Source organism: Candidatus Eremiobacteraceae bacterium (assembly GCA_036511855.1).
Classification (GTDB): domain Bacteria; phylum Vulcanimicrobiota; class Vulcanimicrobiia; order Eremiobacterales; family Eremiobacteraceae; genus JABCYQ01.
On sequence record DATCBN010000044.1, the window covers coordinates 83,993 to 108,071 of the forward strand.

The following is a 24,079-nucleotide window of genomic DNA, read 5'->3' on the forward strand; positions in this document are numbered from 1 at the left end:
GCACGCCACACTCAAAGGAGCTACCGATGTGCCGCCGTAATCCGCCTCGTATGATTCAGCGCGAACGCATGGTCGAGTCGCTCCTCGATCTCGTGAAAATCGACAGCCAGTCCAAAGAGGAACTGCCTGTTGCACAGCGGCTCATGAGCGATCTGCAAGCCATCGGCGCCGATGTCAGAATCGACGACGCGGGAAGCAAGGTCGGCGGCAATTCGGGCAACGTCATCGCCAGATTTGCGGGCACCAAGCCCGACGCGCCACCGCTGCTGCTCTCTGCTCATATGGACACGGTCCCGCCGGGCAGAGGGGTGAAGCCTGTCCGCATGAGCGACCGAATCAAGACCGACGGAACCACCGTTCTAGGCGGCGATGATAAGAGCGGCGTGGCCGTCATCCTCGAAGTGCTGCGCGCACTGAAAGAGAACGCGGTGCCGCACGGCGACATCGAAGTCGCCTTCTCGATCTGTGAAGAGATCGGTTTGCTCGGCGCGAAAAATCTCGACGTCGCCGCGTTGCGAGCGCGGGAAGCCATCGTGCTCGACGCCACCCACGCGTCGTTTTGCTTCACGCAGGCGCCGTCGGCCGACCACTTCGAGTTCACCGTGCACGGACTGGAAGCGCATGCCGGCCTCGCACCGGAGACCGGCATTTCGGCGGTGCGCGTCGCAGCCGAAGCGATCGCGGCCATGCCGCTCGGCCGCATCGATGCGTTGACCACGAGCAACATCGTGATCGTATCCGGCGGCGCGGCCACCAACGTCGTGCCAAACGAATGCGTCGTTCGCGGCGAAGCGCGCTCGCTCGACGACGCGACCTTGGACAAGACAACAGCCGCCATCAGGCTGTGCTTTCAAGAAGCCGCAGCTCGCGCGACCGCGACCGTCGACGGCAAGGTCCAACGCGCGTGGATCGAAGAGCGAAGCGGGCGCGACTACGAGAGCATGCATGTGCCCGACTCGGATCCGTTGGTCCGCGGTCTGCTGGCCGCCGCGGCTGCGGCCGGAACCGCGGTCACCACCGCCAGCATCGGCGGCGGTTGCGACGCGAACGTCTTCAACCGGCGCGGCATCAGAGCGGTGAATTTCGGGACCGGCATGCGCGATATCCACACCGTCAACGAGTGGCTCGATCTCGCGGACTTCTACACGTGCGCCGATGTCGTGCTGGAGTTCGTGCGCGCGCGCGCTTCCTAAGACAGGCCGCATCGCCGCGGCGACAGAAAGTCCCCCGTTATGGCCCTTTATCGCCAATTTTCGCTCAGCAGCACGCCGGTGGTTTTCGGGCTACTTGCGGCATTTGTCGTGTTATTTCTCGTGGCGTTTTTCGGCATTGGCGGACAGTTTCTCGCTGCATTGGTCTGGTCGCCAACACTGACGTGGATTCAGAGCCTTCAGCTCTGGCAGCCGTTCACGTTTCCATTCGTCCATCTCGGATTTTGGCCGCTGTTCTCCGATGGTCTCGTCCTCTTCTTCTTCGGCGGTTCGCTCGAGCGCGCGTGGGGGAGCCGCCGTTTCGCCTTCTTCTTTTTCGCAAGCGGCATCGTCGCCGGTCTCGTGATCATGCTCATCAGCCCGCTGAGCGCGGCGCCGCCGTTCTTCGGGATGATCGGCGGCTTCATCGCGGTCGTGGTGGCATTCGCAGCGCTCAATCCGACCGCGACGGTTTACCTCTTCCTCTTCCCGCTGCAAGCGCGTTGGCTCGCGCTGCTTGTGGTCGCCTATGAATTCTTCGCCAACTTCATGCGCTACGGCTCGGTCGGTCAAGCCGCCGCCGTCATCGCCGGAGTTTCGACGTTCTCATGGGCGTTTGCCACGTACCGGCCGAGTTTTGCAATCCCAAGCGGCAAAGGCCCGAGCTTTCGAGAGCGGTTCGACCGATGGCAGCAGCGCCGGCGGATGCGTTCGTGGCAGCGTCGTGTGTCGCGAATCGACAAACCCGAGGACCTGTTCAAACGCTGAGCGTCGTCCTTCCGTAATTCTGCTTGACATTGTCCCTCATTTCTAATTATATTTAATTACTATGACTGCGAGAGCAGAACAATCCACGCTAACCTTGATCAAAACCGCCCCTTTATCGGGCAGCGGTCCGCTTTATATGCAAGTCGCGGACGCCATCGGATCGCTCATCACCGGCGGAAAACTCAGGAGCGGGGCGGTCATGCCTCGCGTCCGCGACTTGGCGGGGCAATTGCGCGTCAGTATCGTCACCGCGGCTCATGCGTATCGCGTGCTCGGCGAACGCGGCCGGCTCGCCGGACGCCCCGGTGTGGGCACGTTTGTGGCCGAACCGCCTGCACGGCCGGTAGACCCTCCGGCGCCCGACGCCCAAAGCCTCATCTGGCAAGATTCATTCATCCGTCCGCGCGCGCAGACGAACCTCAGCCACATCTATCGCTTGCCTCACGCGTGCAGCAACGCTCAGTTTTCTTTCTTCAGCGTTCCGTCGTACGCGGGTGAGATGCTCGCACCGTCGCGGCGCGCCATGCGGCGCATTGCCTTGGATTCCGAGTTCAGCGCGGTACACCCCACCGACACGCAGGGCGCACCCGATCTGCGCGCAGCCATAGCCGCGTTTCTCCACGATGAGGGCATTGAAGCGGGTGCGGATCGTGTGCTCGTCACCAACAGCCACGAAGAGACGCTCGTGCTCACGCTGCTCGCGTTCTGCCATGAGGGCGACGTGGTGGCGATGGAAGATCCAAGTCAATTCTGTCTTGTCGATGCAGTGCGGCTGCGCAATCTGCGCATGGTCGGGATTCCCATGGACGGTAAGGGCATGCGCACCGACGTGCTTGAAGCGGCCGCCGCGCGCGAGCCGATACGGCTTGTCGTCACCACGCCGCGTGCGCACAACCCCACCGGCTTGGAGCTCCACCCCGCGCGGCGCGAGCATCTCATGGAGCTTGCGGCCAAGCACAATTGGCTCATCTTCGAGTGCGATCCGTTCGCGCCGCTCAACTATCGCGGCCGCCCGCAAATGCCGCTCTTCACCGCCGATCGCGATGGGCGTGTCATCTACGCTCGACCGGTGTCGCGCGGACTATTGATGAACATGGGCGCTACCCTGGCCACCGGACGCGTGCTCGAGCAGTTGGTCCAAGCAAAAGACGTCATCGATCGCGGGTCCGACGTGTTTCTTCAATTAGTGCTGCGCCGTCTGTTCGAGGCCGGTTCCATCGCGCGGCAAGAATCGCAGATGCGACGTCAATGGGCGGATCAGCTCACCGCCATGCTCGGCGCGCTCGAGCGGAACATGCCGCACACCGTGCATTGGACCCGGCCGCGCGCCGGCGGATCGGTTTGGGTCACGATGCCGGATGGCTGTTCGGGCGAGGCCCTTCTCGCGCGCGCGCTGGAAAAGAGCATCTCCTTCATCCCTGGCCGGGCGTTTTCGGTCACCGACCGCCACGAGCGATCATTCCGCCTTGCCATCGGCACGCTGTCGCCGGCGCAGATCATGGAGGGCATCAAGCGTCTCGGCGCGGTGGTCGCCGGATATCTGGTTGAAGCAGGTCGAAGCCGCCCGCGTGTGCCCATCGCAAAGGTTTCATGACCAGACCTCCCGACCGGCGGCACGCCGCACTATGGTGGACGGCCACGGCGATCGTGGCCGTCATCATGTTCATTCTCGCCACCAACGACACGGTGTACAATCTCACGTCGCCGGCAACGCTCTATCTCCACGTGCTGCTGCGGAAGACCTATAGCGTCGTCGCCTTCGCCCTCATGGGTTGGATCGCGGCCCGCGCGGCCTTGGCAAGCGGATGGCGCACGTCGCCGCTGACGATCGCCTGGTGGCTGGCTGGATTCAGCCTTGCGATTGAAATCAGGCAGGCGGTGATGCCACCCGACGAGGGCATTGCGTGGCACGCATTCGACGTCGCGTGTGGATGGTTTGGCGGCTGGCTGGGCGCTCTCGCCGCCCGCCGCCGCCACGTTCTGTAGGAGGGCAAGCATCGCTTGCCCTTCGTAAAAAAATGGGTGAGCGCTGCTCACCCTCCTACAATGGAGCACATGCGAAAGCGATGCTTGCCCTAGTACGCTACTTGGTGGCTTTGACGACTTCTTCCAACTTCGCGCGATCGAGGCGCACCACGCGGCCGCGACGCAATTCGATCGCACCGAGATCCTCGAGGTGCGACAACGCGCGACTACCCATGTCGCGCACGGTGCCGACTCGCGCCGCCAAGTCCGACTGCGTGATCCGTTCCACGCCGCCGACGCCGCGCGCCATGCCTTCATCGGGCGATGCATAGTCGAGCAGCACGCGCGCGATGCGCGTCAGCACGCGGCCGAACGCGAGATTGCCCGCAGCGCCCGAAAGTCGCCGCTGGCGCTGAGCAAAGAAGCGCGCGCATCCCGCCGCTGCATCGGGACTGCGCTGGATGAATTGCCGCACGAATGCCGCCGGCAGTTCGACCGTGTCCACATCGCCTCGCGCGATCACCGTGACCTCGGCCGTACCTTCGTCGAAAACCGCTGCTTCGTTGAACATGGAGTACGGCGAGACATCGTAGAGCACGATTTCTCGGTCCTCATCGGTCGCGCGCGTCACTTCTACGATGCCGCGGCGGACTATGCCCAGTTCGGGCCAGTTCGTGCCTTCGGCGACGATCACCATGCGATCGTGATACGTGCGCTCTTTGGCGACGCGATCGATTTCGCGCAACAGATCTTTGGGCACGCCGCGGAACATGGTGCAACGGCGCAAGAAGCCGACGCGTGGAGAATCGCCGCTCAACGAAGGGTCGGGCAGGCGCGTGAGCCGCATGAGCCAGCGTCCGTCGCCCTGGTTGCGCACATCCCAAAGGGTTATGCCGCCGCGCTCGAGTTCAAGCGAGCCGCGTAAGGCCTTCGGCTCGTGGTCGTTGACGAACTCCACGAATTGGCCGGCGGTCAGCCGGTCAAATGAGGCAAGCATACGATCGTGCCGTTCCCACGTGGGGAACTGTCGCAGATCGATGCGTTCGATCGGTTCGGGCGAGGTGCCATTTCCGGTCATCAGGTCAGGTGCGTTTCGCAGCCCGGGCCGACATTCCCCGCCGTCACCACGCAAACGCGCCGATCGCCGGCCAGCGGTCATCGGGCGTGCCGCGCCAATCGAAAAACATTTCGCCGATGGCGCCCGCGCGTTTGGCGGCGGCAAGCGACCATCCGATTTCGTCGGGTGACGGCACGCCGGTCCCGCCGAGATCGTCGCTTTGTCCGGCGACGTTGACCGGCACGTCGCGGCCCGCGAGCTGTTTGGTGAGCATGACCGCGCCCACGACCGCGCTCTTCACGCCACCCTTCGCATAAACGTGATGCGAAGTCTCATAGAAATAGTGCCAATACTCCATCGGTTGCAGAACGCTCGCGTACGGCGCAATCCTCGCGTAGGGATATTCCGCGTTTGTCCAATGCGTCAGACGCGGCGAAACGACCGTGGCGATCACGAGATAGTGCCGCCCGGCGGCCTGCCGCACCTGATGGATGAAGTCCACCATGCCTTGCTTCGCCGCGGTGCCGTCGCCCATATAGTCGTCGCCGTTTTCGATGTCAAGCGCAGATCCGCTGAAACCGTGGCCGGCAGGCGTGCGGTAGCGCGCGATGGCGATCGCTTCCGCGATTTCCGGCGTCGCCGCTCGTCGCGGCACTTCCCACGCGAGCAGACGAATGTGCGCGGAAGCGGATGCGTCGATGAACTGGTCGAGCCACGCGCGCGCGCCGGGGTTGCTCGCTTCAAAGAACGAGCCGTACGCAAGACGCAGCTCGATGTTGCGAATGCCTGCCGTCGCCGCCTTCTTTATCACGGCGTCGATATCGTACGTGGGATAGCCGTGCTCGGGATCAGCCGCATCCGGCGTGAAGAACAAGAACATGCCCTTGCCCGAAATCGAAGCGAGCGATGTCAACGGCATTTCACGCGTCGTCTCGACGGCGTTCGATAGAACGTGCAACGGACCGCTTGTCGACGACAACGCGATGACGGCGTATCGATAACGGTGGCCCGGCCACACGTCGCCGTCGTGATAGGCATGCGCATTCGCGGAAAGCGAGGCCACCAGCCGCCCCACCGCGGCGTGGCTTTCGCGCCGGTATACCTTGAACGCGGTGACCGCGACGGAATCGTTCAGCGGCGTCCAACCCACGTTCACGAGATGCGGACCGATGGTTTGCGCGACGCACGCGAACGAGGCTGCATCGTCCGCCGGCGCGGCGAGCTGCAGTGTCGCGGTCCGATTTTGCGGATTCTGCGGTTTGGCCGTCACCGTGACCGGTTTGCTCGTCTCAAGCGTCACCAAAGTCGCCGGATCCATGTACGTCCATCGAACTTGATCTAGCTTTTCGCCCGCTGAAGCCGACCATGCGACTTGAGCGTGGACGAGCGGCAGATCGGCGCCGTTTGCGTCAGCGTAGCGCCCTTGTACGAGCGCCGTCCACGATCCGTCGGGAGTGAGCCGCCACGCGGAGCTCATGATGCGAAACGAATTCGGCGCGGGCGGCGGCCCGGGCGTTGGGGTCCAATCGGCCTGCGACCGCCTCGGCCGAAGATCACTTATCGCAACGCCAGCGATCAACACGCACGCGAAGGCAAACAGAATCGTGCGGACTATGCGAGCGTTCACGATGACCTGAAAAGTTCTCGAATTCTTCGGCAGCTGCTTGCGATGAAAGCCGCACGACCGTCAAACCGGAAGGGGGCGCTCACCGTCTTACTGGTCGAAGGAAAGCTCGTCGTGCTGTATGCTCGTTTCGCGCAAGCCATGTCTACGGTGGCCGCGGCCCTCATGGTCGGGGCCGCCGCTTTTGCAAGCGTTGCGCCCTCGCCTTCTCCTTCACCCGGCGCGTCGCCTAGCGCCGTGTCGGTCGAGAGCATCATCGACCTGATCACGCATCGCAATCCCGGCCTGAGCTCGTACCAGGCGCACGCACGGCTGGACTTGCGCCAGTTGAATTTTCCTTGGCTTCATCCCGTGCTCGACGGCACTGAATATTATGCGGATACCGGTTTCACGTCGCTCGATTTCCCGCACACGCCGTCATACCTGAAGGGCATCACAAAAGTCGAGGGCACCGTTTTTTCTGCGCACAAATGGCAGCGCTGCTACAATATCTCGGTCACGGCATTGCCAGAAGCATACGTGCTGCACATGGAACCGAAGATACGAGGCGAGGTCTCGAGCGTCGATGTGACGGTCGGACGCAGCGACGGCCAACTGCAGCGCTTCGACTGGTACTACCACGACGCCGGCGACCACATCTCCCTCGAGCAGTACTATGGCATCGTCTACGGTTACAGCATCGTGGAGTCGCAGAGTTCGGAGATCGCGCGCAAGCACATCCGCGCGAAAGGCCAAGCGACGTTCGACACGTTCCAATTCAACGTCGCCGTGCCTTCCCCGACACCCACGCCGTCGAACCCGCTGCATCAATGCGATAACTAACGCTTTACGTAGTGTAGCAACCGTACTAGGGCAAGCATCGCTTGCCCATTCCAAAAAAACGGGGCAAGCGATGCTTGCCCTCCTACAGAGAATACGTTCAAATCGACCACTCCCACGGGTTCCACCATTGCGAGCCGACGTGACCCGGCTTGTAGTTCTGCAAGTCCGAATTGGCCACGGTCACGTATTGCTCGAACCATAAGAAGATGACCGGCACTTGGTCGGTGAGGACCTCCTGCACGGTCGCATAGGCCGCCTTGCGCTTCGACTCGTCGTTCACGGACAACGCGGTTTTTTCCGCGGCATCGAGTTGAGCGCTGCAGAAATGGTAGACGTTCCACCCATTCGGCGGAGCGTTGTCGCACTCGAAGAGCACCGCGTCATCGGGATCCGAACCGTTGCCCCAGCTTTCGAAGATCGCATCGAAGCTGCCAGACTGCTCGATCCCATGTTCGCCCATCGGCGCGTACAGCAAGTCGGAGGGGTAGTCTTTGATCTCGACTTCGACGCCGACTTCCTTCCATTCTCGTTGAATGACCTCTTGTGCGGCGTCAACGGTGGCCGCGCCGTTGTAACCTGTGAACAGCAGCGACAACGGCTTCCCGTTCTTGTGCCGGATGCCGTCCGGACCGAGCGGCCAGCCGGCTTCGTCCAAGAGCGCGGCGGCGCGCCGGGGATCGTAGGCGTAGCGGGTCACGTGGTCGTCGTGCGCCCAAAGAAATGGGGGCTGATCGCTGTCGGCCGGGATGTCGACGCCGTGCGTGACCTTTTTGATCAGCTCAGCCTTGTCCGTCGCATAGGCGAGCGCGCGTCGCACTCGCACGTCGTCGAGTGGCGGGTTGCCCCCGTTGAAGCCGATGTCTGCGAACCGGGTGTACGGCGTTTCATAGAGGGTCGTGCCGGCGATCGCGCCGAGCATGGGGACTTGCGCTTCCGACGCGCGGTAGTACATGTCGATCTCGTGGGTCTTGATCTGCGTCAAGAGCGTGTTGTCGTTTGGAACGATGCGATACTCGATCTCTTTCAGCTTGGGTGCGCCACGGAAGTACTGCGGATTGGCGACGAACTTGATCTCGACGTCTTTCTCGTACGACGCCACGCGAAATGGGCCGGTGCCGATCGGATGATTGTTGAAATCCGCATGGTTGATGTCGGCCATCTGTCCGAGCAGATGCTTCGGCAAGATGCAGTACGACGTGCTCGAAAGCGTGAAAAACGTGCGAATGAATGGCGCGTACGATTTGGTCAGGTGAACGACGACCGTAGATTTGTCTGGTTCGTCGATGCGCGAGACGAGCTCGTAGCCGGCCCTGCTTGGCACGAAATTCTTCTTGTTCATCACGGCTCGCCACGTGAAGGCAACGTCGTCGGCGGTGAACGGCGCACCGTCCTGCCATTTCACGCCGTGCCGCAAGTGATACGTTATCGTCAGCCCGTCTCGGCTGATCCCTCCGTTGCTCAATGACGGCACGGTCTCGACGAGGTCAGGCACCAGTTGGCTGTGGTCGTCGAGCGTGATGAGAAAGCTCGCCCATAACATGGCCAGATCCGTGTCGATGCCCTGCGTACCGACGACGGGATTCAAATTGTCCGGCACGAGGCGGGCGCCGATGCGAAGCACGCCGGGAATCGTCCACGGATTGGGGTTCGCGCCGCCGGGAGACGAGCTCTCCATGCTGGGCCCGACCCGCGTGCAACCGGCCGAAAATGTTGCGGCGCAAAGAATCGCCGAAAATATCACAGCGAACCGTTTTTTCAACGCCGTTCTCCACCGGTGGTGCGCCTGCCGCGCGCCGAACAACCCCGCATCTGTTCGGAATGCCGCCGGAAGCTTCCCGTACGATTCAACGTCGGCTGGAATGACGGCTCTAATAGACGAGGGTACGATTGGAACGATGGCCGAAGTCGCGAGCACGTGATCTCCAAATTACGGGCTCATGGGAGGCTTTGCCGCATGTCTGTGTCTGCAATCAGCCGCATCATCGCTGCGCTGTTCGTCGTGCTTTCGTGCTGCTTCACGGCAGCCATCGCGGGAACGACCGGCGGCATTTCCGGAAGGGTGTCGGACGCGCACGCAGCGCCGGTTGCCGGCGTCAAAGTGACCGTTTCGTCGCCGTCGCAAATCGCGTCGGCGGTCAGCGATAGCAAAGGCTTTTTCTCCGTCCTCAATCTCACGCCCGACACGTATACGATCACGGCGAGCAAGGACGGCTTCGACACGACGCAGCTCTCCGGCATCACCGTGCAGGCCGATCAGACCGCAACCGCCGGCATCGCCATGCGGCCCACGGTGAAAGTGCTCACCACGGTCACCACGACGGCGGTCGCGAGCGTTGTGAATCGATCGGTCACCGGCGATCTGTATGCGGTGAACGCGCAGGCGATCAACGGCTATCAGGGCGCGGCCGGCGGTGCGGAGACGCTGTACAGTCAAAACGGAGTCGTGGGATCGCTGCCGGGCGTGGTCCGCGCGGTCGGCACCGGCGGCGGCTACTCGGGCAACGGCAGCCTGAGCGTACGCGGCGGCTCCAACGATCAGATCGGCTTCGAACTCGAAGGCATCCCGCTGAATCGCGGGTTTGATTCTGCGAACGCAACATCGTTCATAACCAATGGGCTCGGCAGTCTCGAAGTCTACACCGGCGGCGCGCCGGCCGACTCCGGCAGGTCCATGGCGGGCTTCATCAACGAGGTGATGCATCGCGGCACGTATCCCGGCGGCGGCGACCTCACGATCGTCAACGGATTCCCCACGTACAACCACACGTTCACCGCCGACATGTACGGCGGCACGCCCGACCGGCGGTTCACGTACTACGTCTCGACGCTCGGCTCGAATGCGGACTACAGCCAATCGAATCGGGCAAATCTCGACAACGAAACGTTGAATATCAAGGCGAACGATCCGGGCTGCCTTGCGTTCAACACGGAAGTCGTGGCCAATACCGATACGACGATTGAGGACCCGATCACGCTCGACTGCTCCAAGGCGCACGCGCTGAACATCCCGATCTCGCAGCACATGTTTCAATCGCTCGCCAATCCGTCGGCTGCCGAGCGCGACACCGTGATCAACCTCCACGAGTCCATCGCGCACGATGGGCTCAACGACGACCTGCAGGCGATGTGGGTCGGCGGCAGCACCGGCAATCCGTTCCCCTATTCCGGCACGCAGATCGATCCCGTGCTCTACGCCGAAGGCACCGGCGGCAGCACCGACTCGAGAGGCAACTTCCTGTGGCCCACAGGCACGCCCTACACTGGCGCGTTGAATCACACGTACAATCCGAATGCGTTCAGCGCGCTCACCTGGCCGTCGTCGGGCAATTCGCAAGGGCCGATCCCGAAGGACTACCTCGATAGCGAAGCCACCGACTACGGCATAAACAAGCTCAGCTATACGCGCGCGTTCACGTCGTCTTCGTTCCTGCGCCTGTACGCTTACGCGCTGTACTCGGCGTGGAATTTCGACGAAGCCACCAATGGCTTTGTCGGCGATTCATACTACCAATTGCACGATCACGCCACAGGCTACACGCTGAACTACCAAAACCAAGTGAATCAGCAGCACCTGTTGCGGTTGGACCTCGACTACAGCAAGGACCTCACCCTGCGCTACAACTACGCGCCCAACTTCGCACAGGACGGATTCTGGGTGCAATGCGGCACCACGCTCACCGATCCGAATGGCGACACCTTAGGGAATACTCCGCTCGGCGCTTGCGATCCGGTGAGTAACCCAAACGTCTTGCAAAAAGGCAGCCCGTTCGCGTACTGGAATTCGTTGCCGCTCGTGAGCACCGACGCTGCCGTCGCCGATTCGTGGCGGCCCAGCGACAAGTGGCTGTTCGACATCGGTGCGCGCATCGACAAGTTTCATATCCCCCTCACCGCATTGCAAGTGACCGGAGCGAATGGCATCGCGGAACTTTCACAGAACAACGCCGGATTCTGCTTGCACGGATACGCCTACGCATTGGGCGAGCCGTGCAACGGATTCCTCACCGAAGAAGTCAACGACGGCGTCCTCGCCGCAAGCGCACTGCCTGGCGCGGGCAAATGGACGAACGTCTCCGGCTCGCTCGACTACAACGAGTTCAGCCCACGCTTCGGCGTGACGTTCACCGCGTCGCCGACAAACGTTCTTCGATTCTCGGTTGGCCGGTATGTCGAGCCGCCGGCCACCGCGTACATCGAGTACATCGGCGCCCCGCATTTCGGCGCTACCGACACCGCTTCGGTGCTCAACAACTTCTATGACGGTCTCGGCTTCACGGCTGTGCACAACGTGCAGCCGCAGGACAGCACCAATTTCGACCTGTCGTTCGAACACGAATTCGCGGGCGGCTGGTCTGCGAAAGTGACGCCGTATGCGCGGAACACGCGCGGCCAAATCCTAAGCTTGCCGGTCGTGCCCAGCAATCCGACATTCGTGACGGGCTACAACTTCGGGTCCGCTCGCATCAAAGGCTCGGAGTTTTTGATCAGCAAACAGCGCACCACGCCGAACGGCTGGTCGGCCATCGTTTCCGCTACCCTGACCGACTCCAAGATCCACTTCGACCGCACGCTCGGCGGCCAGAGTTTCATCGACGTCATCAACTCGTCGATCGGCGCGTATAATCAACAATACGGAACGCACTTCGCGAAACTGGACCCGAACGGCTATTACTCGCCGTCGATCACGCAATCGCCAGGTTCCACGTCGCCGTCGTACGACGTGCGCTGGGTAGCGAACATCAATCTCGATTACCGGTTGAACGGCTGGGATTTCGCGCCGACGTTCACGTATCAGTCGGGCAATCCGTACGGCGATCCGCTGTCGTTCCCCGACGTTCACTGTCAACCCGACGGCACTCCATCGGCACCTGGCTGCATTCCGCTTCCGGACCAATCCTTGACTCCGCTCGCCAACGGTCCGGATCCATACACCCACACGTTTGACCAGCCCGGATCCCTGAAAGGGCCGTCGTGGCTGTCCATGAACATGGCCGTTTCGCACGATCTCGGGCGCAACATCAAAGGCAGCTTCCTCGTCACGAACATCTTCACCGTCGTGCACAATCACGGGTACCCGTGGGAATTCCCGTCGAGCGCGCAAGTGCTCGCGTACGGCGACAACTCGTTCTACACATTCCCGCTCGGCATGAGCCTCGACACCGGTTTCCCCACGCATACTGGCTACTACGGCGATAACTACCACGCGTATGTGCCGGCATCGCTCAACAGCGCACCCGAGTTCGTGTTCAGCATCTCCACACGATTGTAGGAGGGCAAGCATCGCTTGCCCACTTTTTCTACGCGCGTACTAGGGAAACCGTACTAGGGCAAGCATCGCTTGCCCATTTTTTGAGTGAGCGATGCTCACCCTAGTACGGAATGGCGGCCATGAACTGCCGGCGAATCTCTGCCGCTTCGCGTAAGTGCGCGGCCGACGGCGGACCTTGCGACAAGCCGAGCGTACCCATCAACGTCGTGATCCGCTCGCGCAGACCGTCGGGAACCGCGAGATCGTCTTCGGAATTGATAGGGTGCGATGTCAGCGCCCGATACGCATCGGAGTCTTGCAAACCTTTTTGGTCCATCGCGTTCAACTTGACGTCGATGGCCGACAGCTCATCATCCAATTCGCGCTCGATCTCGTGGCGCGCCGCGTATTCTGCCGGAGTCCAATGCGCGCGCGGATCCGATCTCACCTGGAACGTGCGCCATAAAGCGTGACCGTCGACCATGATGCGCACTGAGTACGCGCCCGCTAAAACGTCGGGCCCGTCGGCCGGTCCGCTATTCCAGTCGCGCGCCGACTTCCATTTCACCGGTCCGTCTTCCGCGAGATCCCACGAGACGCGGTTGACGCCGGCGACGTTCGTACCGACGACGTGCGCCACAACGCGACTACTCCGGTCCGCAAACTCAAGTGTCGGGGGTGCGGCAAGCGGCTCACGCAGGAAGTACGACACGATTGCGCCCGCCGGCGGATTCTCGCCGGCGAACTCCCCTGCCGTCGCGCAGCATTCACCGGCCTGGTTGCCGTAGCCGTTCGACCACCAGCGCCAGAACGAATACGCCGTGCGCGGCTGGAACAGATAATCCCCGGCGGACTGTGCACGCCGCAACGATTGGATCGGCGCGAGATCGTCGAGTATCCAGATTCCGCGGCCGTGAGTCGCCACGATCAGGTCGTTCGCAACCGGCTGGACGCGCAGGTCGCGCGCGGCGGTCGTGGACATATCCAATCGCAGCGAGCGCCAATCCGCACCGTGATCGAGCGACACCCATACGCCCTGTTCTAGACCCAGATACAATACGTCGGGGTTGCGTGGATCTTGGCGCACAGCGTGCGCGTATTGCAGCATCGGCAATCCGGAGGATAGCGAGTGCCAGGTGGCGCCGTAATCGCGCGTTTCGTAGACGTACGGCGCCTGATCGCCCATGAAATGTCTGTCTACGACCGCGAAGGCGGTCGACGCGGACCATGGCGACGCTTCAACGCAGGCCACGCGGCCATATTCGCCGACCCCTTTCATCGTGACGTCGCTCCATGTCTTTCCACCGTCGCGTGTGAGCTGCACGAGACCATCGTCCGTGCCGACCCATATCACACTTGGATCGCGCGGCGACGGCGCGATGTCCAAGATCGTGTCGTAGAATTCGGCGCCGGAAACATCCAGGCTCACCGGGCCGCCCGCTTGCTGCTGATGCGCCGGATCGTCGCGCGTGAGATCCGGACTGATGGCCAACCAATGCCGGCCGCGGTCGACGGTCTTGAATACGACGTTGCCGCCGAAGAACGCCGCATACGGTTCGCGCGCCGAGAACGCGACCGGCGCCTCCCAATTGAAACGGTACCCGTGGTCTGCTAACGCCGATCCATTGGTGTCGCGAAGCGACGGAGACACATCGAAGTTCTGCCCTGAGGACAGGTCGACAATGCCCAGCTGGCCATTGAGCGTGCTCACACCGACGTTCCACACCAGCGACGCGTCGCGCGGATCGGGCCACACCCACGACCCGTCGCCATCGTTGCCGACATCTCGCCAGTCGGCGTTGAGAATGCCGAGCGGATTCAAGCTGTCCGACGGCCCGCAATACGCGTCGTTGTCCTGCAGCCCGCCGCAGACGTGGTATGGATTTTGCAGATCGTATCCGATATGGTAGAACTGGCCGCGCGGATAGTTATAGCGCTCGTCCCACGTCTTGCCGCCGTCGAGCGAAATGGGTGAGCCGCCGTCGGAAGCTTCGATCATCCGCAATCCGCCGCTCGCGATCCACATGTCGTGGTGATCCTGATGCGCCGCGCCGGTGAGTTCGTGGAAGTGACGGCCGCCGTCGTTGCTTTCCATGAGATTCTCCGACATCGCGAAGACGTGATCGGCGTTCGCCGGATCCACCGCGATCCGGCTCATGTAGAACGGCCGTTGATTCACTTCGCTGTCGCTGCTCACGAGCGTCCAGGTGGCGCCTGCGTCCTCGGACCGCCAGAGCACACCGGCTTTGGATTGAATCACCGCATAGACGCGACGCGCGTCGGATGGCGCGACCGCTACTCCGATGCGACCCAGCGGCCCGGTCGGAAATCCCCCGCCGGCGACCTGCGACCACGTGCGGCCTTCATCGGTGGATCTGTAGAGGCCATCGTCGGCGCCGCCGCTGTCAAATGTCCAAGGCTTGCGCCGAAACTGCCACGCCGCCGCGAACACGACCCGCGAATCGCGTGCGTTCCACGCCATGTCGGCGATGCCACTGCTCGGCCCGACGTACAGCGTCTTACTCCACGTCGCCCCACCGTCTGAGCTTCGATATACGCCGCGCTCCGCAGAGTCCTTGAACGTGTCGCCGAGTGCGCCCACCAGCACCGTATGGGAATCGTGCGCGTCGACCAAGATGCGCGTGATGACGAACGACCCGCTCAAGCCCATGTGCTGCCATGTATCGCCGCCGTTTCGCGAACGCCACACGCCGTCGCCATAAGATGCGTCGTTGCGCGGATTGCCCTCGCCGGTTCCGGCCCACACGATTCTATTGTCGCTCGCCGCAACCGTCACCGCGCCGATCGAAGCGACGGGCTGATGCGCCCAGACGTCTTCCCAGGACATCCCACCGTTGCGCGTGCGGAATAGGCCGCCGCCCGCGACGCCCGCGTAATACAGGAACGGATCGCGATCGGAACCCGCGACAGCCACCATGCGTCCGCCGGAAATCGCGGGTCCGATCGATCGCCAGTGGAGCCCGGATAGTGGTGCAGAATTCGCGACCAGTACTAGGGCAAGCATCGCTTGCCCTATCGCCAATATTGCGGCGATCATCGGCAACCGGGCCGGCCTTTACGGCAGGCAGGGTGAGCGTTGCTCACCCTCCTACTCTCCCATGGCGGCGAGATAGTTGCGGTCGAATGATTCGAGAAGACCTTCTTGATTGCCGTATGGACCCGGCGTGTAGGCGCGCGACGAGATTCCCGCTTGCGACAATTCGCAGACGTGCCAGTCCTGGCGGTTGGTCATATCCCAAAACTCGATCGCATCGCTTGGATCGAATTCCGGCCTCGCCATCGTTTCGGGATCGAAGAGCCATTCGCACGACACGAGCGTGCGGTCGTGCGACAACGGCGTGAGGTAGTGCACCATGACGTAGTCGGGATGGAGGCTCAACAGCATGGTCGGAAAAATCGTATAGTAGTACACGCGCTCGATGTCGTCGGCCGCAACATCGCCCACCGGCGGCCGCGCGGTGTGTCCGGAGACCGTCATGCTGCCGTGAGTACCCGGCTCGCGAAACGTCATGAAGCCACCCTGGAAATCGCCCTCGGACAGATCGTTGCGGCCGCTGTCCGACGGCGAAAGCCTGTCGAGCGCGGGGTGGATCAGCGGACAGTGATAGCATTCCGAATAGTTTTGGAAGATGAGCTTCCAATTCGAGCGCAGATCGTAGTCGATGCGTTTTGCGGCCCGCAAGCGGCCGATGGTCCACTGCGGCCAGCGGCGAAGAACTTGCGCAAAGACCTGCTCGAAAGGCGTCGGCGTCGCCGCCAGATTGACGAACAGAAAACCTTCCCACTGCGCGAGGTTCGCTTGTTTGAGCGGATACGACGACCGGTCAAAACCTTCGACCGTCTGCATGTTGCGCGCGGCCAGCAGCGCCCCGTCCAAACCGTACGTCCACGCGTGATACGGGCACATGATGGAGCCGCCGAACGTACCCTTCTGCTCCTCGCACATGCGCGTGCCGCGATGACGGCAGACATTGAAATGTGCGCGCACTCCACCATCGGTGCCGCGCACGATGATCAAGCTCTCGCCGAACATCTCGGCCAAGAAATAGTCGCCGGCGTTAGGTATCTGTTCGGCGCGCCCGACACACAGCCATCGCTTCGTGAAGATGCGTTCCGTCTCGCGAGCGAATATGTCGGCCGATGCGTAGTAACGCTGCGGCATCGTGGACGCACCCGCGCGGACGGCGGATTTTTGGTAGACGGCCATGTCACCGCTCCTTATGAGGATAGGTTGTTTTTGGACGTTACTACTTCTTCTTTAGGCTATATCTCCCTTGTGCCTAATGTTTATGCGTCAAATCTGCGCCGTAGTACTTCTTTGATAGGCGGGATAGCGTGCCGTCGCGCAACATATTCGAAATCGCATCGTCGATCGCCGCGAGCAAGGGCTCCGGCGAATTTTCGGAGTGCCTGTCCAGCGCGATCGCATCATCTTCGTAAAAGACCGTCTGATCGATGATCCGCAGTGGCGCGCCAGCTGCGATGGCCGCGCTCGCGGTCGGCATGGCCGTGAGCACCGCGTCCAGGCGTTTGCCGTTGCCCAATTCAAGGTCTTGCAGCGCGAGTTCGTCGGTGACGTATTGGACAGGCTTGACCTTCGCCGGCCGGCGGACGAGAATCGGTTCTATGTCACCCGGAAGTTCGGCCTTGAGATACGCCAAGTATGTCGTTGCGATACCCACTCCTACCCGCGCGCCCGCCAATTGCGCCACATTCGAGACGGTGCTGTCCTTGTGCACGACAAACGCGGCGGGCACGAAATAGTATGGCGCGGTGAGCAACAACGTTTTCTTCCGCTCGGTGGTCACCGCCATGGAATCGACGTTGACATCCCAGCGATTGTGCCAATTGCCTGCGGTCACCACATCGTAGTTGCTGTCCTCAAATCGCGGAACAACTCCAAGTCGTCTCGCTACTTCCCGCGCGACGTCCACGTCGAAGCCTACCCAGTTGCCGTCGATTTTGAGGAAGGACTGCGGCGCGTAGTTACCGTCCGTCGAGACGACCAAGGTGTGACGCTGCTTCACCGCTGCGAGAAGGTCCGGAGGTCCCGCGATCGAGGTTGGATCCGAATGCTTGACGCACGCGGTCAGGGTCATGCACAACGCTAAACAAGCGCAAAGACGTTTCATGAAGTTATGCTACGAGTAATCGCCGTTCCTGACCTGGAAATCGTCGCTGATACTCTGAGCCTCTTAATACAGCATAGCTTTTGCGCGCGCGTCGAAGAACTCCGGGTCAGGTTCCCACAGATCGTCTAATTCCGCAGAGCTATCTTCGATGGCGTCGAGCAGATCCGGCCGAGCCAGCATCGGATCGAGATCGCGGTAGTGCCATTCGCTTGGATGCATAGCGCGGAGCTCGGTGATGAGCGATAGAGCGAGGACACTCGGCAAAGCCGAGTGCATGTCGCCGACGACGAAACGGACGCCGTGGCATTTCACGCCGTGATGCCGATGACGCGCTTCGTCGGGAGTGAACTCGACCGCTTCGTAGGTGAGACCCGGCAGCTCGTACTTGGCAAGTGCTTGCGCCAAACGCGGGCCGTCCATCCACGGCGCGCCGATGACGTGAAACGGCGTGGGTGTGCCACGCCCGACCGAGACGTTGGTTCCCTCCAGCAATCCGATGCCGGGATACAGCGTCGCGGCCTCAAGGTCGCGGATGTTCGGCGACGGATTGATCCAACTCTGACCACAATTGTCGAACCAATAAGAGCGCTGCCAGCCCGCCATCGTGACGACGCGCAGGTCTGCGCCGATATCGCGCTCGATGTTGAACAGCCGGCTCAATTCTCCGACCGTCATGCCGTGTCGCAACGGCAGCGGATGGTACGCGGTCAAAGACTCGCACGCCGCATCGCTGGACGGACCTTCCACGTCGAAGCCGCCGATGGGGTTAGGCCGATCCAGCACGAACATCTGCACTTCGTTCTCGGCGCACGCTTCAAGGGCGTAGCCCAACGTGGAGATATACGTATAGAAGCGCGCGCCGACGTCTTGGATGTCGTAGAGGAGCACGTCGATGTTGTGCAATTGCTCCGGCGACGGCGCCGTGCGTTTGCCGAACAAACTATAGACCGGAAGTTGCGTGATTTCGTCGCGCGAGTCGTCGAGCCGCTCGTCGCGCGTGCCGTCGAGGCCGTGCTCCGGCGCGAACAGCACGTCCAATTGAACTTCGGGATTCGCCGCAAGCGCATCGATTGTGCGGGTTCCGTCGAGAAGCCGGCCCGTGTGGTTGGTGATAAGCGCTACGCGCCGGTTTTGGAGCACGCTGAAGTCGTCGGCGGCCAATACATCGATGCCGTTGCGCACCGGGCCGAACGAAGCGATGTCGTCCATCATGGACAGGCGTTTTCCGCCCACTTTCGCGCCGACCTCTTTGGGCCGCCCGTGGAGGTCGGACTTGGGTGCCGAAGAACCCATACCATATGGAACTAGGTCAGCGGGTCCGTACCAAGCGTACGCTCGACCTCGGCGCTGAGGGCCGAGTGGAAAAAGGCACCGTTGGGGTGCTCGAAAGCGAAAATAATAGTCCGTATATGCCATATCTCGTGCGGTTTGAGCAAGGAACGTACGCGTTCCAAGACGGAGAAATCGAAGAAGCGGACGAGCCGTCGCCCGAGGGGATGAAAAACGGCTGAAACCCTTGCGCTGCGGGCGCAGGCGGCTGGTTTCACAAAAGGCAAACTACAGCCTACTATGCGACTTTTACTTGTTGAAGACGATCCGAGCCTCTCCTCCTCGCTGCGACGAGCGCTCGAGGCGCAAAAGTTCGCCGTCACCACGGCCGGCGATGGAGATCTTGGGCTCGACGAATTGTGCGGCAACGATTATCAGCTTGCTATACTCGACGTGCTGCTTCCCAAACGTGACGGCTTCTCAGTTTGTCAAGAGGCGCGCAAACAAGGCATCACCACTCCCATCCTCATGTTGACCGCGCGCGACGCCGTCACCGATCGCGTGGCTGGGTTGAACAGCGGCGCCGACGATTATCTCGCAAAACCGTTCGCGTTTCCCGAACTGCTCGCACGCGTGCACGCGCTATTGCGCCGCCCGCACCAAGATCTAAAACCTCGCGTCATCACCGTCGGCGAACTTTCGGTAGACGTGCTGCGCCACCAAGCGCTCAAGCGCGGACGCACCGTCCAACTCACGAAGACCGAATACCGGCTTTTGCTCTACTTGCTCGAGAACGCGAGCATCGTCCTCACTAAAGACGCGATACTCGATCGCCTGTGGGGCGCCGAGCATGGCGGCAACAGCAACATCCTCGAAGTCTATATCAAGATGCTTCGCCGCAAGCTCGACGATCCAGGCTCCGCCTCGTTCGTGCGCACAGTTCGCGGCGTCGGGTACACCGTCGACAAACCGTGAAGAACGTCACCACTCCTCACGCGGACGTCCGCAAGGCTCGCTTGCGGCTCACGTTCGCGTACGGCGGCATTCTCGTGCTGCTGCAGGTGGTCTTTTCCATCGTCGTCTACGCGCTGATCTCGCTCGTGGTCTGGCAAGACGTGCAGCCGATCAGCGATTGGCCGGGCATCAACGAAGTCGCGCACGCCATGATGTTCAAGAACGCCATGTTCCTGCTCGTCGCCAACATCGGCGGGCTCGTGCTGGTCGCCGGCGCGGCGTTCTTGCTCGCGAAGACCGCGCTGCGGCCGCTGGAGCAAGCGATCGAATTGCAGCACCAATTCACAAGCGACGCCTCCCACGATTTGCGCACGCCGCTCGCCGTCATCCGCACAGAGACGTCGGCCGCGCTCCATAATGCCGACTTGAGCGAAGAGGCTGCCGAGCGTCTGCGCATCATCGACGATCAGGCCCAACGCATGGAGCGGCTCATCGACCAACTGTTGACGCTCTCACATGTCGACGCTGAAAGTGCGCTGGAGCGAGAACCGACCGATCTCGTGGTAGTGGTGAACGGCGTCCTTCGATCGCTCCGCCCGCTGGCAGAGGCGCGGCGCATCGATCTCTCCGTCAATCGCAGCGAAAGCGCGCTCGTCATGGGCGACGAGCTCAAGCTGTCGCAGCTCGTCGCCAATCTTGTCGACAACGCGATCAAGTACAGCCCCGAAAGCACCCGCGTGGAGGTCGGCGTCTGGCAAGCGCGCGATGCCGCCTTCGTCGCGGTGGCGGACCGAGGCGCCGGCATCCCACAGGACGAAAGAGAGCGTATATTCTTGCGCTTTCATCGCCTGGATCAGGCGCGCAACGGCAACGGAGAGGGCGAGGGTCCAGCCGGACACGGACTCGGCCTCCCACTTTGCCGCTGGATCGCGCGGGCGCACGGCGGCGACATCGCGGTGGACAGCCGCGAAGGCAAGGGCAGCACGTTCACGGTCCGGCTCCCAGCCATCTCATCGTAAGGAGGGCATACATCATGCCCAATCATTCTAGGAAACTCTTCACGAGCGCAGCGGTATCGCTGGCAGTTCTAGGCGGCGTGCTCTTTATTTTGCCGTCGACATCGAAGCAAAGCATTGGCGCGGCGGCTGCCGCTACCACTCCATCGAAATCCATTCTCGATCTCATCGATCATGGCTTGTCGGGACCCGCCGGCATTGAAGATGAAGGCGCCTACAAGCTTATCGATCCCATCGGGCCCGGCGCAGGCACCAGCGTTTCCGCGGCAGACGAGGTGTACGCGAGCACGCTCGTCATCGGCAAGTACACGCCGTGGCAAGCCTACCGCGACCCGTTCGCTGCCGCGCCCGGCACCACCCCACCGCCGGGACCGTACACGCCGCCAGGTCCGCCGCATAGTCCGGGAGGACCGAAGTGATGAAGCGCATCGCATGGATGTTCTTGGCCGCAGCGGTCGTCTTCGGATCCGCTGACGCCGCGAAAGCGCAGAACTTTTTCCGCCAGATGCGCGTGGATTCGTTTGTCGGCGCGGGCATCGACATGTATCATCACGGCGACTATAACGGCGCGCTCGATAAATTCGAAGCCGCTCTGCGCCTCTCGCCGGACGATCTGCAGGTGCGCTACAATCGCGCCCTGGACTTGTACGCGCTAGGCCGATTCCAAGACGCGGCGGCCGATTTCAAGACGTGCCTCTCGCAACAGCCCGATTTCGTGCCTGCGCTGTTCAACTTGGGCGTCACCGATATCGCGCTCAACGACTACGTCGGCGCGAAAGGCATCTTCGACCGGATACTATCCGACCATCCGACGTCGATGCGCGCACATTTCGATCTCGGTCTTTCACAGTATCTATCGGGCCACGCCGATCAAGCGGAAAAGGATTTCGCGGTGGCCACGCTGCTGCATCCCCAATACGTTCAAGCACACTACGATCGCGCGCTTGCGCTCTATAAAACCGGCAACTTGGTGGGTGCTGACAATGAACTCACCGCGGCGTTGAAATTGAACTCGTCGTTCGCGAAGGCGTACTTCCTGCGCGGGGCGATCCGTCTGCGCCAAGGCGACAATACCGAGGCGCGCGGCCAGTTCGAGTCGGCGGCGAAGACGGCGGCAGACCCGGTGCTGAAATCGTTGTGCGCGCAGATCATCGCGCAGATCGGCGTCTAGGGCTCGACGCTTTAAGAGGCCTTGAGCTCCGAGTCGCGGACGAACAGCCGCCGCGACGAGATAAGCGCGATGTAATATGCGTGCAGCTCCTGCTCGTTGAGCTTGATTCTCGCTTTGTCGAGCTTTGATACGCGCCTTTTGCCGATGGGTCGCGGGGCTTTCATATGATTCCGGGCCTTCTTAGTGATGCTTGAATAGTGCCGGGTCGAAATACCAGTCTGGTAGAGTATTCGGAAAACCGAAGGCCGAGAAATAGTATTCGTAGTGGCCGCTGTCTGAAAGAAACGCCATTCGCACCTGTCCGTCGCCCTGTGCGCGGGTGATCAGCCAGTAGGACCCGACCGGACCGAACCATACGTCGGCCTCGACACTTCCCGTGGCCGGCCCTTTGCTACCGGAGCCGGAAGCGTGAGCTTTCCACACCTCGAATGTTTGGGTGTCCACCCACATATCTTTCCACGGATGTGTGCGATCGTCGTTGAGTGATTGCATGCCGATGTGAAATGTGTGATGGCCGTCGAAATCCTCCATTCCCACGAACCATACTTTATAGTACCGGTCGGCGGTGACGCTTTGCACGCCGAGCACAGCGGGGGTGGGCACCCCCGACGGCATCGTCTGTGGACTCCCCACGGGCGGAGGAACGGTCGATCGCGGCGCGGGCGTGGCGTACAAGAGTATGTTGTCGTCCGGGGCCACCGGAAACGGATACCCGAAAATCGGCGTGTGGCCGCCGTTGCGGCTGGGCGCCATATCCTGCATCATGCCTTTGCCGTCGGAACGGTACCAAACGCGATAATCGTAGTTGAACGGTTTGCCGTGGTGCACGAATATCTCGTGCATCTGATAGGTCATATACGGCGGGTCGGGATTCTCACGCGCGACACGCTGCGCCGTGGAGAAGATCTGCAGCGCCGTTAGACCGCCCGGAATGGTTGGCGATGGCGATGGCGATGGCAGCGGCGAGTCGCTCGACGTAGGCTGCGGCACTACGCCAGAATCGGGGTCGAGAGCCAAAGCTGGAGCCGCCGCGACGACCGCGACGGCTGCCAGTAGCGCATAGAAAGCTGCTTTTCCTCGACCGTTGTCCACAACTAACTCAACGCAATCACTTGACGTTTGGATTCAGATCTGCGAATGCGCCGTTCGGATTCGGCACGAGCCAAAATCCTAGGTCCCAACATGTCGGGTGAAAGTGCGCCCATACCAACGTGGCTCCAGCCGGCAGCATCTTGTCGGCTTTGAGGTCGTCCGCCGTGATCGGATCCTTCTGCAAGTTGGGCAGTGCGCGGGCGCCGTGCGTCTGGACCGGCCCGTTGCCGATGCGGTACGCGTAGTGCATGTGCTGCGGAACGGTGACCCAGCGAGATGCGGCCACGGGATAGGCTGTCATCGAGGGGACCTTCGGCCACGCCCACTTCGCGTATTCGTAGTCGAGACCGACGAGCTTGCCATTGCGGTCGTACCACAAGAAATTCGGTCGAAGCCGATCGATCTTGTCGTATGTCATATCCGAGTAGACGTATGTGTGGTCGTCGGGCTCAAGCCGGGTGAGCTGCATGTAGCCGGCGGCTTGCGCCTCCTTGACGGTGGGATACTTGGCCAGCAGCACGGCGCTGACGCTCGAAATGAATGAGGCTTCCGCAGCGGTCGGCTTGGGCTGCGCGGCCGGCGTCGCCATCGCCATCGGCGCGTGCGCCGGAGTCGCCGCCATCGCGACCGCCAGAACCAGAGCATGAATCATATTTTGACCCTCCCGGGACTGACCGTTCGCACCTCACCGCGACGCGTACCTGCGTCGCGCACAGGAGCGCTCGCGGTCGCGTCGGGAACATCGACGGG

20 protein-coding genes are annotated in these 24,079 nt (G+C 61.8%); 11 read left to right on the forward strand and 9 right to left on the reverse strand.

Annotated features, from left to right (window positions below; genetic code table 11):
- Positions 1 to 50: 50 nt before the first annotated feature.
- From VII69_06695 to VII69_06710, 4 genes are all read left to right on the forward strand, one after another.
- Positions 51 to 1,193, forward strand: coding sequence for a M20/M25/M40 family metallo-hydrolase (locus VII69_06695; protein HEY5094782.1), 1,143 nt, complete (start codon positions 51 to 53; stop codon positions 1,191 to 1,193).
- A 39-nt stretch (positions 1,194 to 1,232) separates the two neighbouring features.
- Positions 1,233 to 1,958, forward strand: coding sequence for a rhomboid family intramembrane serine protease (locus VII69_06700; GenBank protein ID HEY5094783.1), 726 nt, complete (start codon positions 1,233 to 1,235; stop codon positions 1,956 to 1,958).
- A 94-nt stretch (positions 1,959 to 2,052) separates the two neighbouring features.
- Positions 2,053 to 3,552, forward strand: a complete 1,500-nt coding sequence (locus VII69_06705) for a PLP-dependent aminotransferase family protein (protein HEY5094784.1) — start codon at positions 2,053 to 2,055, stop codon at positions 3,550 to 3,552.
- Positions 3,549 to 3,944, forward strand: coding sequence for a hypothetical protein (locus tag VII69_06710; GenBank protein ID HEY5094785.1), 396 nt, complete (start codon positions 3,549 to 3,551; stop codon positions 3,942 to 3,944). The genes VII69_06705 and VII69_06710 overlap by 4 nt, the downstream gene beginning before the upstream one ends.
- A 97-nt stretch (positions 3,945 to 4,041) precedes the next feature.
- On the opposite strand, the gene VII69_06715 is transcribed toward VII69_06710, so the two are convergent.
- Positions 4,042 to 5,001: a DUF2249 domain-containing protein gene (locus VII69_06715; GenBank protein ID HEY5094786.1), complete on the reverse strand. Its 960-nt coding sequence runs from the start codon at positions 4,999 to 5,001 to the stop codon at positions 4,042 to 4,044.
- 43 nt (positions 5,002 to 5,044) lie between these two features.
- The gene (locus tag VII69_06720) at positions 5,045 to 6,607 is read right to left on the reverse strand and encodes a hypothetical protein (GenBank protein ID HEY5094787.1); all 1,563 of its coding nucleotides are present in this window, start codon (positions 6,605 to 6,607) and stop codon (positions 5,045 to 5,047) included.
- Positions 6,608 to 6,649: 42 nt separating this feature from the next.
- Between VII69_06720 and VII69_06725 the strand changes: the two genes are divergently transcribed.
- A complete protein-coding gene (locus VII69_06725; GenBank protein ID HEY5094788.1) occupies positions 6,650 to 7,426 on the forward strand; it encodes a hypothetical protein in 777 nt (258 codons plus the stop codon).
- 97 nt (positions 7,427 to 7,523) lie between these two features.
- Here the strand turns inward: VII69_06725 and VII69_06730 are convergent, their stop codons facing one another.
- Positions 7,524 to 9,101 carry a peptide ABC transporter substrate-binding protein gene (locus VII69_06730; GenBank protein ID HEY5094789.1) on the reverse strand — a complete coding sequence of 526 codons (1,578 nt, stop codon included), beginning with the start codon at positions 9,099 to 9,101 and terminating at the stop codon, positions 7,524 to 7,526.
- Between the two features lie 279 nt (positions 9,102 to 9,380).
- Between VII69_06730 and VII69_06735 the strand changes: the two genes are divergently transcribed.
- Positions 9,381 to 12,695, forward strand: coding sequence for a TonB-dependent receptor (locus VII69_06735; protein ID HEY5094790.1), 3,315 nt, complete (start codon positions 9,381 to 9,383; stop codon positions 12,693 to 12,695).
- Positions 12,696 to 12,795: 100 nt separating this feature from the next.
- On the opposite strand, the gene VII69_06740 is transcribed toward VII69_06735, so the two are convergent.
- From VII69_06740 to VII69_06755, 4 genes are all read right to left on the reverse strand, one after another.
- Positions 12,796 to 15,732 carry a hypothetical protein gene (locus tag VII69_06740; protein ID HEY5094791.1) on the reverse strand — a complete coding sequence of 979 codons (2,937 nt, stop codon included), beginning with the start codon at positions 15,730 to 15,732 and terminating at the stop codon, positions 12,796 to 12,798.
- Between the two features lie 51 nt (positions 15,733 to 15,783).
- The gene (locus VII69_06745) at positions 15,784 to 16,902 is read right to left on the reverse strand and encodes an aromatic ring-hydroxylating dioxygenase subunit alpha (protein ID HEY5094792.1); all 1,119 of its coding nucleotides are present in this window, start codon (positions 16,900 to 16,902) and stop codon (positions 15,784 to 15,786) included.
- A gap of 73 nt (positions 16,903 to 16,975) precedes the next feature.
- Positions 16,976 to 17,794, reverse strand: a complete 819-nt coding sequence (locus VII69_06750) for a transporter substrate-binding domain-containing protein (GenBank protein HEY5094793.1) — start codon at positions 17,792 to 17,794, stop codon at positions 16,976 to 16,978.
- A gap of 96 nt (positions 17,795 to 17,890) precedes the next feature.
- Complete coding sequence (locus VII69_06755; GenBank protein HEY5094794.1) at positions 17,891 to 19,039, reverse strand: DUF1343 domain-containing protein; 1,149 nt, start codon at positions 19,037 to 19,039, stop codon at positions 17,891 to 17,893.
- Between the two features lie 65 nt (positions 19,040 to 19,104).
- On the opposite strand from VII69_06755, the gene VII69_06760 reads away from it, so the two are divergent.
- From VII69_06760 to VII69_06780, 5 genes are read left to right on the forward strand one after another with little or no spacing between them, the layout of a single operon-like run.
- On the forward strand, positions 19,105 to 19,338 hold the full coding sequence (locus tag VII69_06760) for a hypothetical protein (protein ID HEY5094795.1): 234 nt from the start codon (positions 19,105 to 19,107) through the stop codon (positions 19,336 to 19,338).
- Positions 19,339 to 19,396: 58 nt separating this feature from the next.
- Complete coding sequence (locus VII69_06765) at positions 19,397 to 20,071, forward strand: response regulator transcription factor (protein HEY5094796.1); 675 nt, start codon at positions 19,397 to 19,399, stop codon at positions 20,069 to 20,071.
- The gene (locus VII69_06770) at positions 20,068 to 21,069 is read left to right on the forward strand and encodes a HAMP domain-containing sensor histidine kinase (protein ID HEY5094797.1); all 1,002 of its coding nucleotides are present in this window, start codon (positions 20,068 to 20,070) and stop codon (positions 21,067 to 21,069) included. The genes VII69_06765 and VII69_06770 overlap by 4 nt, the downstream gene beginning before the upstream one ends.
- Before the next feature lie 14 nt (positions 21,070 to 21,083).
- Positions 21,084 to 21,485: a hypothetical protein gene (locus VII69_06775; protein ID HEY5094798.1), complete on the forward strand. Its 402-nt coding sequence runs from the start codon at positions 21,084 to 21,086 to the stop codon at positions 21,483 to 21,485.
- Positions 21,485 to 22,237: a tetratricopeptide repeat protein gene (locus tag VII69_06780; GenBank protein HEY5094799.1), complete on the forward strand. Its 753-nt coding sequence runs from the start codon at positions 21,485 to 21,487 to the stop codon at positions 22,235 to 22,237. The genes VII69_06775 and VII69_06780 overlap by 1 nt, the downstream gene beginning before the upstream one ends.
- Positions 22,238 to 22,417: 180 nt before the next feature.
- Here VII69_06780 and VII69_06785 read toward each other — a convergent pair whose 3' ends face one another.
- Together VII69_06785 and VII69_06790 are read right to left on the reverse strand one after the other, a co-directional pair.
- Positions 22,418 to 23,329, reverse strand: a complete 912-nt coding sequence (locus tag VII69_06785) for a hypothetical protein (protein ID HEY5094800.1) — start codon at positions 23,327 to 23,329, stop codon at positions 22,418 to 22,420.
- Positions 23,330 to 23,345: 16 nt separating this feature from the next.
- Positions 23,346 to 23,981, reverse strand: coding sequence for a hypothetical protein (locus VII69_06790; GenBank protein HEY5094801.1), 636 nt, complete (start codon positions 23,979 to 23,981; stop codon positions 23,346 to 23,348).
- Positions 23,982 to 24,079: the final 98 nt, after the last annotated feature.